Origin of the sequence: Rhodobacter calidifons (assembly GCF_011174775.1) — a bacterium.
In the GTDB taxonomy this organism is placed as follows: Bacteria; Pseudomonadota; Alphaproteobacteria; order Rhodobacterales; family Rhodobacteraceae; genus Tabrizicola; species Tabrizicola calidifons.
The window spans coordinates 1-14948 of the sequence record NZ_JAANHS010000022.1 but is presented as its reverse complement, the minus strand read 5'-3'; the positions used below and the strand labels follow the sequence as shown (position 1 = coordinate 14948).

Annotated in this window: 14 protein-coding genes; 2 read left to right on the top strand and 12 right to left on the bottom strand. The window is 68.3% G+C overall.

Features of this window, described 5'->3' with window-relative positions; all coding sequences use genetic code 11:
• The first annotated feature begins 1 nt into the window (after position 1).
• Complete coding sequence (locus G8O29_RS16935; protein ID WP_036731434.1) at positions 2-1801, top strand: AIPR family protein; 1800 nt, start codon at positions 2-4, stop codon at positions 1799-1801.
• Between the two features lie 68 nt (positions 1802-1869).
• Here the strand turns inward: G8O29_RS16935 and G8O29_RS16930 are convergent, their stop codons facing one another.
• The gene (locus G8O29_RS16930; protein ID WP_207623941.1) at positions 1870-3405 is read right to left on the bottom strand and encodes a DNA cytosine methyltransferase; all 1536 of its coding nucleotides are present in this window, start codon (positions 3403-3405) and stop codon (positions 1870-1872) included.
• A gap of 67 nt (positions 3406-3472) precedes the next feature.
• Here G8O29_RS16930 and G8O29_RS16925 point away from each other — a divergent pair, with 67 nt between their 5' ends.
• Positions 3473-3925: a very short patch repair endonuclease gene (locus G8O29_RS16925; RefSeq protein ID WP_166404402.1), complete on the top strand. Its 453-nt coding sequence runs from the start codon at positions 3473-3475 to the stop codon at positions 3923-3925.
• Between the two features lie 38 nt (positions 3926-3963).
• Here G8O29_RS16925 and G8O29_RS16920 read toward each other — a convergent pair whose 3' ends face one another.
• The 11 genes from G8O29_RS16920 to G8O29_RS16875 form a co-directional block, all read right to left on the bottom strand.
• Complete coding sequence (locus tag G8O29_RS16920; RefSeq protein ID WP_166404401.1) at positions 3964-5040, bottom strand: DUF2793 domain-containing protein; 1077 nt, start codon at positions 5038-5040, stop codon at positions 3964-3966.
• A gap of 21 nt (positions 5041-5061) precedes the next feature.
• Complete coding sequence (locus G8O29_RS16915; RefSeq protein ID WP_166404400.1) at positions 5062-9060, bottom strand: baseplate multidomain protein megatron; 3999 nt, start codon at positions 9058-9060, stop codon at positions 5062-5064.
• 8 nt (positions 9061-9068) lie between these two features.
• A complete protein-coding gene (locus tag G8O29_RS16910) occupies positions 9069-9518 on the bottom strand; it encodes an NlpC/P60 family protein (RefSeq protein ID WP_166404399.1) in 450 nt (149 codons plus the stop codon).
• Positions 9515-10399: a phage/gene transfer agent baseplate hub protein gene (locus G8O29_RS16905; RefSeq protein WP_166404398.1), complete on the bottom strand. Its 885-nt coding sequence runs from the start codon at positions 10397-10399 to the stop codon at positions 9515-9517. The genes G8O29_RS16910 and G8O29_RS16905 overlap by 4 nt, the downstream gene beginning before the upstream one ends.
• Positions 10400-10483: 84 nt before the next feature.
• Positions 10484-10669 carry a hypothetical protein gene (locus G8O29_RS16900; RefSeq protein ID WP_166404397.1) on the bottom strand — a complete coding sequence of 62 codons (186 nt, stop codon included), beginning with the start codon at positions 10667-10669 and terminating at the stop codon, positions 10484-10486.
• 49 nt (positions 10670-10718) lie between these two features.
• Complete coding sequence (locus G8O29_RS16895; protein ID WP_166404396.1) at positions 10719-11390, bottom strand: lysozyme; 672 nt, start codon at positions 11388-11390, stop codon at positions 10719-10721.
• Between the two features lie 4 nt (positions 11391-11394).
• Entirely contained in the window at positions 11395-11526 is a 132-nt protein-coding gene (locus tag G8O29_RS18750) for a hypothetical protein (RefSeq protein ID WP_302848587.1), read from the bottom strand.
• The gene (locus G8O29_RS16890) at positions 11519-11869 is read right to left on the bottom strand and encodes a hypothetical protein (RefSeq protein WP_166404395.1); all 351 of its coding nucleotides are present in this window, start codon (positions 11867-11869) and stop codon (positions 11519-11521) included. The genes G8O29_RS18750 and G8O29_RS16890 overlap by 8 nt, the downstream gene beginning before the upstream one ends.
• Positions 11866-12492: a DUF2460 domain-containing protein gene (locus tag G8O29_RS16885; protein WP_166404394.1), complete on the bottom strand. Its 627-nt coding sequence runs from the start codon at positions 12490-12492 to the stop codon at positions 11866-11868. The genes G8O29_RS16890 and G8O29_RS16885 overlap by 4 nt, the downstream gene beginning before the upstream one ends.
• An 11-nt stretch (positions 12493-12503) precedes the next feature.
• Entirely contained in the window at positions 12504-14678 is a 2175-nt protein-coding gene (locus G8O29_RS16880; protein WP_166404393.1) for a phage tail tape measure C-terminal domain-containing protein, read from the bottom strand.
• A gap of 21 nt (positions 14679-14699) precedes the next feature.
• Positions 14700-14948, bottom strand: a 249-nt coding sequence (locus G8O29_RS16875; protein WP_242679156.1) for a DUF7697 family protein, incomplete at its 5' end; no start/stop codon positions are given.

Here is a 14948-nt window from a genome sequence, read left to right as displayed (position 1 = left end):
CATGAGCCTCGATGATTTTCACCGCAACTTTCGTTCCGATCTGCAGACCATCATCGCCGAGCGCGTAGAGGCCGGCGAAGGCCCCTTTCCTTCGGATGAGCTCGTCTTTGCGGAAATGGTCATGGAGCATGTCGCAGAAACCGGGATCTGCGAGGCACCAACCGTTTGTCACTGGAGCGGCAAGGTCGGCAACGCGAAACTCCGCATTACGGGCTATGCGCTCAGCTCCGATGAAACGGCTCTCGACCTCTTCGTGACCCACTATTTCGGGACCGAAGAACTGAACGATCTCAGGGACTCGGATGCCACCGCAACCGCAAGCGAAGGCGTTCGCTTTCTGTTTCGAGCGGCAAGCGGCAACCTCGATGCAAGGATCGATCCGACGCATCCGGTCAGGGATCTGGTTGCGACCATTCGTTCTCGCTGGGGCGACATCGACCGACTTCGTGTGTTCGTGATCACCGATGGCAAGACCAAGACCAAGCGGTTCTCGAACAAAGAGGTTCACCAGAAGATGGTGGCCGTCGAGGCCATGGATATGGAGAGGCTGTTCCGCCACACTGAGGGCAAACCGCGAGACGAGCTGGCCGTGAGTTTCGTCCAGTCGATCGGTCGGGCGCTTCCCTGCGTACATGTCCCAGACCCTGATGCTGACTACGAGTATGCCCTTACTGCCATTCCCGGGCAGCTCATCCGGGATCTCTATCTGCGCTACGGGACGACCCTGCTCGAAGCCAATATCCGCACCTTTCTGGGGAACAAGCGCGCGGTCAACAAGGGCATCGTCGAAACGCTGCGAAAGGAACCGGAGCACTTCCTCGCCTTCAACAATGGCCTCGTGCTTGTCTGCGACGAAGCGGCCTTCGAGCGGACTGAGGACGGGAATCTGGGCCTGTCCTTCCTGAAGGGTCTGCAGATCGTGAACGGCGGCCAGACGACCTCGACCATCTACTTCTCATCCCGCGATGATCGCACCATCGATCTGAGCCACGTCATGGTCCCGGCCAAGATCATCATCCTCAAGGGATCGCAGGACGAAGCGCGCGAGAGACTGATCAGCAACGTGTCCCGCTATGCGAACAGTCAGAACGCGGTGAAAATGTCCGACCTGTCGGCAAACCGCCCGTTCCATCGAGAGCTTGAGAAACTCGCGAACGACACGTGGTGCCCTGACGGTGCAACGCGATGGTTCTACGAGCGCGCAGCTGGCGCCTACAACGTCATGCTTCTGAGAGAAGGCACGACGCCGGCCAAAAGGCGAAACCTGAAGGAGATGATCCCGCCGAAACGCAAGCTGACCAAAAACGACATCGCCAAGTACCATGAAGCGTGGCGCTGCAAGCCGAACCAGGTCGCCATGGCTGGCGAGAAGAACTTCGCGGCCTTCATGGCTGCTCTCGATGACGATCCGACCATTGTGCCCAGCCCACTCGATGCCCGCTGGTATCGGGCGATGATCGCCAAGGTCATTCTGTTCAAGGCAATTGAAAGCATGATCAAGACGAAGGAGGCTAAGGAGGTGTTCCGCCAAGGATGGGTGAACATCGCCACATACGTCGTTTCGGTGGTCGCTGACCGACTTGGCGACAAGCTCGACCTCGAGCAGATCTGGATGCGGCAAGGGATTTCAGCTGGTCTGCGGGACCTGCTCTGGGACTGGGCCGTTGTCGTGAACGCCGAGTTCAACAGGATCGCTCCGGGCCAGCAGATTTCGGAGGTTGCGAAGCGTGCGGACACGTGGGCGAAGGTTCGATCCGCTGAATTCCCTGTTCCGCGGGGTTCAATCCAAGAGCTGCGATAATCATGATGCCTGACATCGGCGTCGTCGCAGATTCTGGCCTGGAGCCCGTCACTACATATGGGTGGTTTTCACCGTTTCAGCGTAGATAGCACTAGCGCAGCGATCTTCCTTGCAAGAAACGGCGGCACGGCGTTTCCGACCTGGACATACTGCTGTGTGCGGTTGCCGAGAAATAGGTAGTCGTCGGGGAAGGTCTGCAGGCGGGCCGCCTCGCGAACGGTCAGGCTGCGGCACTGGATCGGATCGGGATGGATGAAGTAGTGGCCATCTTTCGAGATGTGGCTCGTGACCGTGGTCGATGCCTCGTCGGCCAGCTGAACCCGGAAGCGGTCGTTGAAGACACCGCTGTGCCAGTTGCGGTGATCTGGGCTGATCACCAAGGGAAATTCAGCAGCCTTCGGGCTGTAACCACGGACGGTCCCGAACACGGCAGCAAACAGATAGCGGCCCAGATCCGAGGCCATGTGTCCGCGCGTCTCGTGCTGGGCAATCGCGCGAAGTTCCGGTCGCTCGATCCACTGCAACAACTCATCGTTCGAAGTGCCATAGCCGTCGGGTAACCGTGATGAAGCCCGAACGGTTGGCGAGCTGTCCTTCATTCGCTCTGAAACGGTCAGGAACGCTTCACGGAGCGCACGGTTCTCCTTCCCCTTGGAGATGCCGGCCAACAGCTTCGCGGCGTCGAGGACTTCTCCTCGCCAGGCAACGGCGTCGTCGCGCCCGCGGCTGATGCCGCTTCGCAAGGCGGGCATCGTTTCGATGACATCGCGGACAGTCCGCGCCATCCCGGATACAGCGATCTCCGCATCGGCGGCCCGTCCTGCGAGGTCCGAACGGATGCCGATGATGATCACCCTGTGGCGACGCTGCGGGACTCCGAACGCCTCGGCGCGCACGATGAAATCCGAAGGCTGTGCCGCCTCCTGCAGGCTGGCCTTTCCATCCTCGACCCCGACGGCACGAAGTTCGTAGTGATGGGCGTGACCCGTGCCAAGCGAGGAGAGATCCTCCATCAGCATCTCGAAGACAAGTCGGCTCTCGACGGTGGACGAAAGCATGCCCTTCACGTTTTCCATCACGAAGGCGGCGGGGCGAAGCTTGTCGAGAACCCGGATGTACTCGCGAAAGAGGTAGTGGCGCGCATCCTCCTCCGGGACGTAACCGACCTTGCCTCTGGAGCGGGCGCGCCCCACCAGGGAATAGGCCTGACAGGGCGGGCCGCCGATCAGGATCGTGTCGTCGTACTTTGCCTTCAGCGTCGCGATGGCGCCATCTATGGCGGTCGCAGCAGCCCCGGTGCCGAGCTCGAGCGCCCGGGCTTCGTCGATGGTATGCTGCCACGCTTCGGCATCGACGGCTGACCAGTCCGGTTCGGATGCCAGCCCGGCATGGAAATCGATGAACTCTTTCGGCAAGACGCCATGACGTGCACGGTACTCGCGCAGAAAGGCACGCAGCGTCAGGGTCCGATGGGCCGACGCCTCCTTCTCGACCGAAATGCCGATCCGGAACGGCGCATGGCCGTCCTCGACGAGGGAAGCGAACCCCTCGCCAAGTCCGCCCGGACCGGCGAACAGATCGACAATGCCGAAAGTGGAAGGCAAATCAGGCTCCTGACGAATTTCATTCAGCCGGTGTATACCAGGTTCAGGGACGAAAACCAGGACGGATGTGACCGATATCGTGGACCAGCAGACCCGTTCCCGGATGATGTCGGGGATCAGGGGAAAGAACACCAAGCCCGAGCTGGCTCTCAGGCGGGCATTGCACGCGCGCGGTTTTCGCTTCCGGCTTCATTCCGGCAAGGTTCACGGTCGACCGGACCTTGTCCTTCCGAAGCACCGCGCCGTGGTGTTCGTGCATGGTTGCTTCTGGCATCGACATAAGGGGTGCCGCTACGCGACCGTCCCGGCAACCCGGCCGGAGTTCTGGCGTGCAAAGTTCGACGCGAACGTAGCTCGGGACCGCACCGTTCGTACGACGCTTCTGGACGGTGGATGGCGCGTGGCAACGGTGTGGGAATGCGCACTGCGGAAGCCGGATCAAGTTGCCGCTTCGGCCGAACTGCTGTCGACCTGGCTGCTGTCTGACGAAGATCAGATAGAAATCGGCGCGGAAGTTTAGCAGCCCTCCTGAGCCGGACCTCGGTCCGGATGTTGCGCTCAGCCGACCTTGCAGCCCCAGAAGGACGTGTGATCGGCGGCGAAGTAGCCGTCCGCGACCCGGAAATACCCCTGCAGCTCGACGGTATCGCCCGCTGTGAGCGGCACCATGGTCTGCAGCCAGATCGCAGTCGCGAGCGAGACGTGGGTGGCGGAGATTTCGCCGAGGGAGCCGCGGATTTCGGTCGCGCCGTTCAGCACCAGCCGCCCGCGCATACGGGCCGTGGCGCTGGCGTTGATCTTGTAGAGCAGCGTCGCACCGAAGAGGTAGGTGCCGTCGACGGGCGCCACGAAGTGGTTGTTCGCGGCGTCGAAAGCGCCCTGATCGTTATAGTCGGTGTTATTCAGGCCGATCTTCGTCCAGGTCCCGACGCCGACATAGTTGTCGTAGTTGGTGTAGGCCTTGAACCGCGGCAGCCGGGGCTGATCGACGATGCCGGTGGCGTTGTCGACGCTGAGCCCGTCGAAGAAGGTGCTGCCGTCGGCGGAGACCGCGAGGCGGAAGCGGTCGGAGCCGAAGAGCCCCACCAGCGCCTTGGTGACGAAGCCGGTCTGCAGCGTGAGACCGAGGTCGTCGCCCGCGGCCTCCTTGTTCATGGTGTAGAACAGATCGCCGGTGCCGCCCTCGGCCACGGTCCTCGCGGTCCAGAGTGCTGCGTTGAGCTTGGCCGAGAACGGGTTCGACGCATCGGCCGTCGTGCCGACCCCGAGCAGCGCCATGTTCTGCAGCACGTCCGGGGTGGTCCCGATCCAGCCTGCGCCGTCATAGACCAGCAGCAGCCCCTCGTCCTCGACCCACGCGCGCCAGCCGATCCGCGGCGGCAGACGCAGCCAGGCGCCGTCCGTCCAGAGCGCCACGTTCAGGTCCCAGCCCGCCCAGTCGCCGGTCGCGCCCGAGCCGACAATGTAGCGATCGCCGTCGGCAGGGCTTGCGGGCGGCGCGGTGCGCGTGCGGTCCAGCACGGCCAGCTGCACCATGGCATCGAGCAGCCGCAGCGCCTCGTTGTGGGTGACGTGCTTCTGGGCCTGCGCCGCCAGGATGTAAGGCAGCAGGAGATGGGTGGTGGTGTCGGACATGGGGATCCCCGAAGGCTCTGATCAGAACTGCAGCGTGACGCTGGCCGGTGCCCCGCGCCCGAGGCGGGTGGAGAGCTGGAAGATGCGGAGCGCGAGCGTGTCGCCGGGGCCGAGCGGTGAGCCCCAGTCGGTTGTCTGCTGGGCGGCTGTGTAGAGAACGGAGGTCGTGCCGCTGGTCAGCACCCGCTTTACCGCCGCCCCGTCTCGGATCTCGACCTCGTAGCCCTCGACCTCTTCCCCAAGCGGCACCTCAACCTGTTCCCAGGCATCGGCCTCGAGCGCGCGGGAGCGGCGGGTCCACCGGATCGTGAGATCGCCGGGGCTCCGCGCCCGCCGCCAGGGCTGTTCGACATGGACCGGCGCGAAGGGCCGCAGGCCGGTGCCAGCAGGTGTGAAGGCCTTCGCCACATAGGTCTCGTCCGAGGGCGGTCGGGTCGCCGGGCCGACGCGCCAGTTCCAAGGCAGTCCGATGTCGCCCAGCGCGATCGGCAGCGGCGCAAGCGTGCTGTCGAGCACCACGACCCGCGCGCCGGCGGGAGCCGGATTGCCCATCGCCCCTTCCGTCCCGCGCTGGCCCCGCAGGAGCCGGGTCAGGCTGTACCGTCCCGGCGCGATCAGCTCAGCCGTGCCTGCCTGGACGATTTCCCAGACGCCGGGCGCGATCTCGACCGCCAGCGCATTGGCCCCGCCGAACAGGGCCAGATCGGTGACGCTTTCGAGCGAGCCGGTGAAGAGGTCGAGCGTCAGGGCATTGCCGAGATCGAAGCGCGAGACCGGGCCGGGCCAGAGATCGAAAGCCAGTGCGCCCATGCGGGCGCGGGCGGGCACTGTGGTCAGCAGTTCGAACCCGTCGCTGCCGGGGCTGCGGAAGACGGCAAGCTCGCCCGGCCAGGGGCGCGCATGGGCGGCGAGGAAGGGCCGGTGGGCTGGCTGGTCCTCGGTCAGCTGCGGCAGGTCGAGGAAGGCGACCTCGGGGGCCGCCAGCACCAGCGGGCGCGCGAGCGTGGCAGGTCGCGGATCGCCGGGCGGCAGGTCATAGGCCGCGCGGTCCTGTCGGATCGCCTCGATCCCGCGCGCCTCGGCGTCGGCGCTCGACAGCAGCCGGAAGTCGAGGCTGCGGCCGTCGTGGGCAAGCCGGATCACATCGGCCGGGTCCAGCGCCAGGCGCGAGGGCGGCAGGCGGAAGCTGGCGGTCTCGCGCCCGATCCAGGCTTCCATCAGCGCGCGGCGGCAGCGGCGCTCGGCTTCCTCGGGCGCGACCGCCATGGGGAAGGCCTCGGAGGCGATGCGGCTCGCGGACACGGTGATGCGCTGCGCCTCGACCTGTGCCGCATCGTAATCCTCGTCGGCACGGGCCAGTTGCCACTTCAGCGCCTGGGGCAGTTCCGTTTCCTGCGCGCGGGTCAGCTCCAGCCCTTCGGCGCGGGGATCGGGGGCGGCGACGAGGTCATCAGAGCCGATCTCGGCCACCGCAGCCCGTCCGCGCATCACGAAGCGGATCACTCCGCCGGTCTCGACGGCATCGAAGCCGAAATGCCGCGCGAGCGTGGTGATGGACGCGCGCGGGGACTCCAGCGCGCCGATGACATAGCCCTCGACTGCCCCCCAGAGGCCGGTGACGTCGATGCGCTGAGCCGGCATCCCGGCGCGCAGGCAGAGGTGCCGGACGAGGGCCGCGAGCGAGACCGCCCCGAGCCGGCCGGTCAGCCAGTGGCCGAGGCGCCAGTTGGGACCATCGGTCCAGACGCCGGTCAGCGCCGGGAAGAACGGATAGGGCCGCGCGTCCCAGGTCCAGGCGGCGCATTCGGGGACATGGACCATCCGGCCGCCGTAGACCGGGGACAGCGGGTTGTTCGCGGCCTCGCCCCACCAGAGATAGGTCGCCTCCAGATAGGCGCGCTGGATGGCGTCGTCGCGCCAGCCGCGGGAGAAGTACGGGGTGAAGCTCTCGGACGACTTCGGGTCGAAGAAGACGTTCGGCTGGTTGGTGCCCCGGTCGATGGCGGGGCAGCCGAGCTCGGTGAACCAGAAGGGCTTCGACTGCGGCACCCATGCGGTGGGCGTGCCGCTTTCCACCCCGCCCGGACGGTTGAAATGCGGCTCGGACCACCAGGCGCGGAGATCCTTGTAGCGGAACACCCACGGCTTGCCTGCGCTGCCATCGCTGATCGGCGTACGCACCTGCGCCGACCGGTCCCCCTCCGAGGCATAGAACCAGTCGAAGCCTTCCCCGCCCGCGATGTTCGCCTGCAGGTAGCCCCGGTCATGGATCGCGGGCCAACCCGCCTGTGCGTCGAGGTGTTCATAGCCGTCGCGCCAGTCGGACAGCGGCATGTAGTTGTCGATGGCGATGAAGTCGGTGTTGGCGTCGGCCCAGAGCGGGTCGAGATGGAAGAACACGTCATTGCTGCCGTCGCCCGGCTGGTGGCCGAAATACTCCGACCAGTCGGCGGCGTAGCTGATCTTCGTCGTGGGGCCGAGGATCGCGCGCACGGCGGCGGCCAGGTCCCGAAACGCCTGCACGGCGGGATAGGTGGACGTGCCCGAGCGGATGGTGGTCAGCCCGCGCATCTCGGAGCCGATCAGGAAGGCATCGACACCCCCGGCCGCGGCGCAGAGATGGGCGTAGTGCAGGATCATCCGGCGCAGGCCCCAGTCACCGGCTGGGCCAGTCCAGCTGACGCTCTCGCCCGAGACAGAGAAGTTGGCGGGGGTCGCGCTGCCGAAGAAGCTCGAGGCCTGCGTGGCGGCCGTGGCGGTCTTGTCGACCGTGCCTGCGAACCCTGCTGCCGGAGAGCAGGTGATGCGCCCGCGCCATGGGAACACGGGCTGGCCCGTCTGGGCAACGTTGTCGCTGTAGGGGTTCGGCAGGCTGTTGCCGGGCGGGACATCCATCAGGATGAAGGGATAGAAGGTCACGCGGAGCCCGCGCGCCTTCATCTCCTGGATCGCCTGCACCACCGCGAAATCGGAGGGCGTGCCGCCATAGACGGGCCGGTCCTCGCTGTCCCGGCTCACGAGATGCGCGGCGGTGCGGCCGACGCCATTGACCGACCACACCCGCGGGGTCGTGGCTTTTGCTGCCACCTCGACGCCCGGTTTGATCGCGCAATTGCCCGCGCGCAAATCGGTGCCGAACCAGGCGACGACGAGGCTGACACTCTCGACCGCCGGCGCCATGGCCTGCAGCCGATCCAGCGCCACCACCATGTCGGCGGTGTCGGGCAGCGCGTTCAGGTTCTCGGCCGTGGTGGTGCCGCCGCTCGTGCCGCCGAAGGCACCTCCTGTGGTCTTGCGGATCGCCTGCGTGGCGTAGGTGAACTCGCCCGAGGCCGGGATCATGGTGACGGCGCGGGTCAGTCCCTCGGCGGTGTCGGGATCGGCGAGCGGGCGGAACACCTCGAAGGAAAGCTGCGGGATGCGGTTGCCGAAATCGCCGAGCGGCAGGTCTTCGAACACGACATAGGCGGTGCCGCGATAGGCAGGCGTGCTGCCTGCGCCCATCTTCACCGCGATGAACGGGTCCGGCGCTTGCGCCTCGTCGCCCGGGTACCAGCGCATCGTGATGCCGCTCATGTCGAGCGGTTTGCCGTCGGCCCAGATGCGCCCGATCCCCGTGATCGGTCCCTCGCAGAGCGCCACGGCGAACGACGCATAGTAGAGATACTCCGTCGTCCGGACCTTGCCGCCGCCGCCACCCTTGCCGCCGCCTCGCTGGGTGGTGGTGCGCGTCTCCTCGCGGAAGTCCGTGGCCCAGACGATGTTGCCGCCGATCCGCATGCGCCCGTAGAGGCGCGGGATCACGGTACCTTCGCTGGACGAAGTGATGCGCAGGCTCTCAAGCCGCGCGCCCTCGATGCGCTGGGTGGGCGCGAGCGAGGAGATGATCCAGCTGTCGATGACTGACCCCACGGTCGAGCCGATCAGCCCGCCGATGGCCGCGCCCGAGAGGCCGAGGATCGCGCCGCCGAAGCCCATGCCGATGCTGGAGCCGACGACGCCGAGAACGAGGGTGGCCATGGCTGCGATCAGTCTCCGGAGGGGAACAGGAAGGCGAAGGCGATGCGCCGTTGCCAGGTGGGGGTGAGCGGTTCCTCGATCACGCCGAGCCGCTCATAGGCATGGAGGAAGCGGTCGGGACCGGTCAGGATCCCGACATGCTTGGCGATGGCGCGCGGCATCATCCGGAACAGGACCAGCGCGCCGGGCGGGGCATCAGTGGACGCCACCTCGATCATCATGGCGCGCGCACCCTCTGCCAGAACCTCGCGTGGCCCGGTCTCACCCCAGTCCCGGCTGTAGGGCGGGATGGGGAAAGGCTCGGGGCCGACCACCTCCCGCCAGACCCCGCGTGCGAGGCCGAGGCAGTCGCAGCCCACGCCCTTCAGGCTGGCCTGGTCGTGGTAGGGCGTCCCGAGCCAGTTGCGCGCCACCGCAATGACAAGCGCCGGATCGGCTACGGCGCGTGGTGCTGTCACAGCACCGCCCCGTCATGGCGGCCATCGCGCGAGGCGTAGCGCAGGATCGTGTCCTGGCCCGGGATATGCGGGAAGCCCCGGAAGTTCGAGACATTGCCAAACTTCGTGCTGCAGGTGGCCAGCCGCTTGTCGCAGCCCGCGCGGGCAAGGAAGCTGTCGCCCTCACCGACAGGGCGCACCGGAGTCTCAAGCAGTGTCAGGATCGCCAGCCCATCGACCACATCATGCGACAGCACCTCCGCCCGCCGCCCGGTATTGGCGCCGGAGGCCCATTCGACCGTGCCATGCGTGAACCAGCCCGCCGCGAAGCTACCGAGCCCCGAGGCCGTGAAGGCCCGGTCCCGCAGCAGGTCGGTGACTGTGCCCGTGCCCCGGAACGCCGCCGCCTGCAGGTTCACCCCGCAGCGCGCATCACCCAGCGCGGCGTCGCAGCCCGCCTGGAACGTCCGACCGACGGTCTGAGCCAGCACATGCGAAAGGCTGCGAACCTCGGCCACGAAGGCCAGCCGCCCGCGCCGGATCTGGCCGATGGCCCCGCGCCGAAGGAGTACGCGCTGCGCCGGGGCCGACCAGTTCACGCGCCAGAGCTCGACCTCCGCATTGTCCCAGCGCCCGTCGAGGATGTCGGTCTCGGTGATGCGGTCCGACGACAGCACGCCCTCGGCATCCTGCGCATCGACCGACAGGTCCGAGCCCGCACGAACCTCCGAGGCCGTGAAGCCGCTCTCGGGCTCGAAGTCAGTGCCTTCGAAGCTGAGCGTCCGGTCGTGGTCGGTAAAGCCGAAGCTGATGCCATCGCCCCGCGTGATGCGCCAGCACCACGCCAGCGTCGTCGTCCCGTCGTCGAGATGGGCTTGAAGCGCAGGAGGCAGGGTCTTCATGTCCCATCCCTCCGCGACGCTGCCACGCAGAGCGCGACGACCATCACGCCGATGATCCCGCCGAGGACCATCCCGATGAGGAACTCAATCACGGCCGTGGAACCCGCGCTCAAGCCGGTCGCGCAGGCCGATCAGGCCGAGGCCGAGCGCGATCAGCGCGGCCGGGGAGGCGTCGCCGGAGCCTGCGAGCAGCGTGACCAGTCGGGCGATCTCGGCGAGCGGGCCGGTCGCGGGCAGCGCCAGGTTGGCGGTGCCGGTGGCGACGGCCATGAGGCCAGCCCACCAGGTCAGGGAGCGGGGACGAATATAGCGCATGGGATCAGGCCCTCCGGGTGAGGTTGGCGAAGACGGCGGCCAGCCGGGCGAGCCAGCTGGCCGGGGGTGCGGGCTGAGGGGGTGCGAGGGGCGCCACAGGCGGGGCTTGCGGGCGCATGAAGGCCAGCGCCTCGGTCTCGCTCAGACGGCGGATCGGGCGGGAGAAATCGACGCGGCCGTTCCGGTCGACCGACCAGACGGGGATCGATCCACCCGGATAGCGGCCGTGGCGGAAGAGATCGCGCTCGGACTCGCGTCGCGGGATGATCGACGTGGGGCGGCGCCAGTTCAGGAAGGCCTCGGCCGCCGCCTGACGGTCGCCCGCGTTGAGATGCCGGGTCAGCGCAGCCTTGGCGATGCCGCCGGTGTTGTAGTGGAAGCTCACCAGCGCATCGAACTCGTGCGGCGTGAGCGTCACCTTCACCGCCCGGCGCACCTCGGCCTCGTAGGCGGCGAGGTCCGACCGGAACAGCCGGAAGGACTCGCGGATCCCGGTCTCGACGTCGGCCGGCATGCCGCGTGGCATCTGCGCTGGATCGGGCGGTCCGGCCTCGGCCGTGTGGCCGATGCCGAAGGTCCAGACATTTTTCACGTCGAGATAGGGGCCGGGCACGATGCCCTCGTGCCGGATCAGGGCCAGCTGGCCGCGATCCGTGGTCCGGGTCGTCGTCTGCATGGGATCACCTCAGGAGCGAGAGGAGAAGGATCAGCCCCGCGACGACGAGGCCGACGCGGAGGCGGTGGGCGAAGCGGTGCCCGGGGCTGGGGCTGTCGCAGCGGAGCAGGCGCGCGAGACGCAGGAGCTCAGGCATCGTCCTTGCCCCCGCTGGGCCCGCGCAGGCGGGCGAGCGCGACCTCGATGAAGGCCGGGCCGAAGACACCGACGAGATAGGCGGCCGAGCCCGCGGCCCCGCCCGCCGCCACCGTCTCGGGCGGCAGGTCGAGCCAGCGGGCGACGATGGCCATCGAGAGGCTGCCCATCCCTGCCGCGATCAGACCGCCGAGCAGGATGTGCCGGATCGCATCGCGCAGGCGCATCTTGGTGGTCAGCGCGTTCGTCGCCCCGCCGAGCGCGCCCCAGGCGGCGAGGATGACCGCCGCCGAGGTCGCGACATCGCGCAGCACGCCAAGAATGAAGCTGCCGCTGTCGTTCATCTGCGGATCTCCAGAAGCGGAATGGAGGCGATGGAGCCCAGCCGTTCGAGGTCGAGCGTCACGTCGAGCGTGTCGGTGTCGAAGCGGACGGGGGTGTCGAACTCGAAGCCCGCGGTGACGGGGACGCCCGCGCCGGGGGCCGCGCCGAAGGTGACGACGCCGGTCGTGGTGTCGACGGACCAGCCCGAGATCTGCTCGGTGCCGCCGAGGGCCACGCGGACGGTTCCCGCGACAGGTTTAGTGATCGCGCGCGTCCAGGATTGACCACCCGAGGCGTAGCGCTTCAGCAGCGGAAAGGCGGTCCTGACCCCGTCGCCGGTGCCGAGCGGCTGGTCCAGGGGCGAAGGTGTGCCCGAGGGCAGGCAGGACTTGTGGTCGCCCCAGTCCTTGAAGCGGAAGCCGTGGAGGCGCCCGTTGCGCGCCTCGAAGAAGGCCACGACCGCTGCCAGATCGTCGGCGCGACGGATGCCGTAGGCGACATCGTAGCGGCGGCGGGAGTTGGCCCAACTGGCGTTGCGCTCCTCGTCGCCGCTCGCCAGTTCCACCACCTGCGTGCGCCGTTCCGGCCCGCCGCGCGCGCCACGGCTGATCGCGTCCGGAAACCGGACCTCGTGAAACGCCATGCTCAGGATCCTCAAAGACCGCGTCGGCCCGTCGACACCGCGCGGGCGATGTCGGCGGCAACTTGCGTGCGGGACTGGCGGAAGCTCTCGGCGTCGCGGGTCATGATGGTGACGTTGACGCTCGGCGCGCTGCCGCGACCGCCATATCCGACGGCTTCGCGGCGCGAGAGCACCCGCTCGCCACGCTGCAGGATGGCAGGCACCTCGTCCGGCTTGAGGCCAACCCAGCCGCCGGAATGCATCCGCGGGGCACCCGCGAAGGCCAGCGCAGGGACCATCCGGCCGGGACCGGACGCGCCCACCACGCCGCCCGCGTGCATAACCGAGGCAAACATGCCGCCCGCGCCGCCAAGGACGCCCGCGAGCAGCCCCGCCAGCGGGCCGAGGATGAAGCGCCGCGCGGCGAGCCGCGCCAGATCGGCGATCATCGAGGTCACGAGATCCCGGAAGTCGAGCTTGCCCTTGCGCACGAAGTCCGCAACCGCAGTCTCGGCCGCCCCAAACGCGCCCACCAGCGCCTGGCCGATATCGGCGCCGATCTCGCGGGCCCTTGCGGCATAGTCGGCGAGCGCGGCAGTGACCGCTTGCCATCCGGTCACGGCTTCCTCGGCACCGGTGGCAGTCTGGATTCCGGCCTCGCGCCCGGCAGCGCCCGCGCGGCCCGCCGAGGTTTCCGCCTCGTCCAGAGCCTCCGCCACGCGTCGGGCTCCAGCGGCAGCAGCGTCCAGCGCGCCCTCGGTTTCCTCGCCCGAGCCGCGCACCGCCTCGACCAGCGCGGTGACGGCCTCGCGCACGCCGTCGAAGGCCCCCGCGCGCGTATCCGCCGCCCGCTGGCGGAAGCGTTCGGCCATGGTGCCCGCGTTGCTGGCGGCGTGGTCGAGCATGGAGGCCCAGGACTGCGCCCCGAACCAGTCGATCTGGAAGTCCGCCCCGATCCGGTCGGCCACGGCGTTGAAGGTAGGGCCGATCATCCCGAGGAAATCGGCCCATTTCCCCGCGAGAAAGGCCATCAGGCGGGTCCAGATGCTTTCGATATCCGCCCGCAACGCCCGGAAATCGTCGACCAGCGAGCCCATGGTGGTCTTGATGCCGTCCCAGACCGCGCGGGCGACATTGCCCATCAGTTCCAGCGCGTTGCCGAAGCCGCCCGCACCCGTGACGAGGCGCGAGAACTGATAGACCAGTTCCCCCGCGCCGACGATCAGGGCACCAATCCCGGTGCGGATCAGCGCGCCGCGCAGGACCACGAGCGCCGTGGCCAGTCCCCGCACCGAGAGTGCGGCCGCCGCGAGCCCGGCAACCCAGCGCCCGGCCATGAGGGCGGCGAAGGTGCCCGCGATGCTGACCAGCCGCCCGAGGTTGTCGAACAGGGTCCGGATCGCGATGCCGAGCGGCCCGGTCGTGCGCGCGACCGCCGCCATGGCGTTGGCGACAGCTTCCAGCGCGGGGGCGGCGGCGACCGCGAGCTGGTTCGACAGACCGCGCCAGATCAGACCGAGGCGCGAGATCGCGTCATTGGTCCGTTCGATCTGGCGCGCGTCCTGATCAGAGACCACCACCCCGAAGTCGCGCACGTCCTGCGTAGCCTGCCGCAGCGTGGCGGTGTCGATCCGCGTGAACACGAGCGCCGCCCGGTCTCCGAAGAGCTGCGAGGCGACTGCCGCGCGCTCGGCCTCGGGCACGAATTCCGCGAGCCGGTCCTGGATCAGCGCGATGCGTTGGTCGAGCGGCAGGGCCTGCAGCTCTCCCGCCGACAGCCGCAGACGCCGCAGGGCTTCGGTAGCCGGACCCGCCCCGGCGGCGGCCTGACTCAGCCGCCGCGTCAGCTGCGCCGTCGCCTGTTCCACCTGTCCCATGGACACGCCCGCCAGATCGCCCGCGCGCTCGAGGACCTGGATGCTCTCCACCGTCGTGTCGAGCGAGGCCGCGAGCTTGGCCTGCGCATCCACAGTTGATAGCCCCGAGCGGATCATCGCCGTGGCCGCCGCCGCGAGCGCCCCCGCCGCCGCAGCGGCCGCGATCCGCGCGCGCCGCGCGAAGGCGGCGAGCCGGGTGTTGGCCAGCTCCATCTCGCGCGACAGGCGGCCAAAGCCTCGGGCCCCGGCCTCGCCGACACCCTCCAGTTCGGCACGCAACTGCCGGCCGCCCACCGCCGCAAGGCGGACGGATACACGCTTCTCGGCCATGGGGATTGCCTCGTGGAAGGGTCAGCCGCGCTCGGCGGCGAGGGTTTCGTTCAGGCGGCGCACCATCACCGCCTCGATGGCGGGCAGGAATTCGGCCATGGCCAGGGGCGGGACGCCCAGCGCCCGGCCGAGGCTGAGCGCTGCGCCCATGTCCCAGCCGATCACCGCGCCGGGCAGGATGCGCAGCTGGCCGCCGAGGCGCTGCGCCAGGTCCCAGACCTGCGCGCCCTCAAAGGTCAGTGGCCGGTTCAGCCTTGCAGGGCAGTCCGG

Coding starts and splice junctions, on each gene's coding strand:
- G8O29_RS16935 (WP_036731434.1), top strand. CDS start 2: ATGAGCCTCGATGATTTTCACCGCAACTTTCGTTCCGATCTGCAGACC.
- G8O29_RS16920 (WP_166404401.1), bottom strand. CDS start 5,040: ATGTCCGACACCACCACCCATCTCCTGCTGCCTTACATCCTGGCGGCG.
- G8O29_RS16915 (WP_166404400.1), bottom strand. CDS start 9,060: ATGGCCACCCTCGTTCTCGGCGTCGTCGGCTCCAGCATCGGCATGGGC.
- G8O29_RS16905 (WP_166404398.1), bottom strand. CDS start 10,399: ATGAAGACCCTGCCTCCTGCGCTTCAAGCCCATCTCGACGACGGGACG.
- G8O29_RS16900 (WP_166404397.1), bottom strand. CDS start 10,669: ATGGCCGTCGCCACCGGCACCGCCAACCTGGCGCTGCCCGCGACCGGC.
- G8O29_RS16895 (WP_166404396.1), bottom strand. CDS start 11,390: ATGCAGACGACGACCCGGACCACGGATCGCGGCCAGCTGGCCCTGATC.
- G8O29_RS18750 (WP_302848587.1), bottom strand. CDS start 11,526: ATGCCTGAGCTCCTGCGTCTCGCGCGCCTGCTCCGCTGCGACAGCCCC.
- G8O29_RS16890 (WP_166404395.1), bottom strand. CDS start 11,869: ATGAACGACAGCGGCAGCTTCATTCTTGGCGTGCTGCGCGATGTCGCG.
- G8O29_RS16885 (WP_166404394.1), bottom strand. CDS start 12,492: ATGGCGTTTCACGAGGTCCGGTTTCCGGACGCGATCAGCCGTGGCGCG.
- G8O29_RS16880 (WP_166404393.1), bottom strand. CDS start 14,678: ATGGCCGAGAAGCGTGTATCCGTCCGCCTTGCGGCGGTGGGCGGCCGG.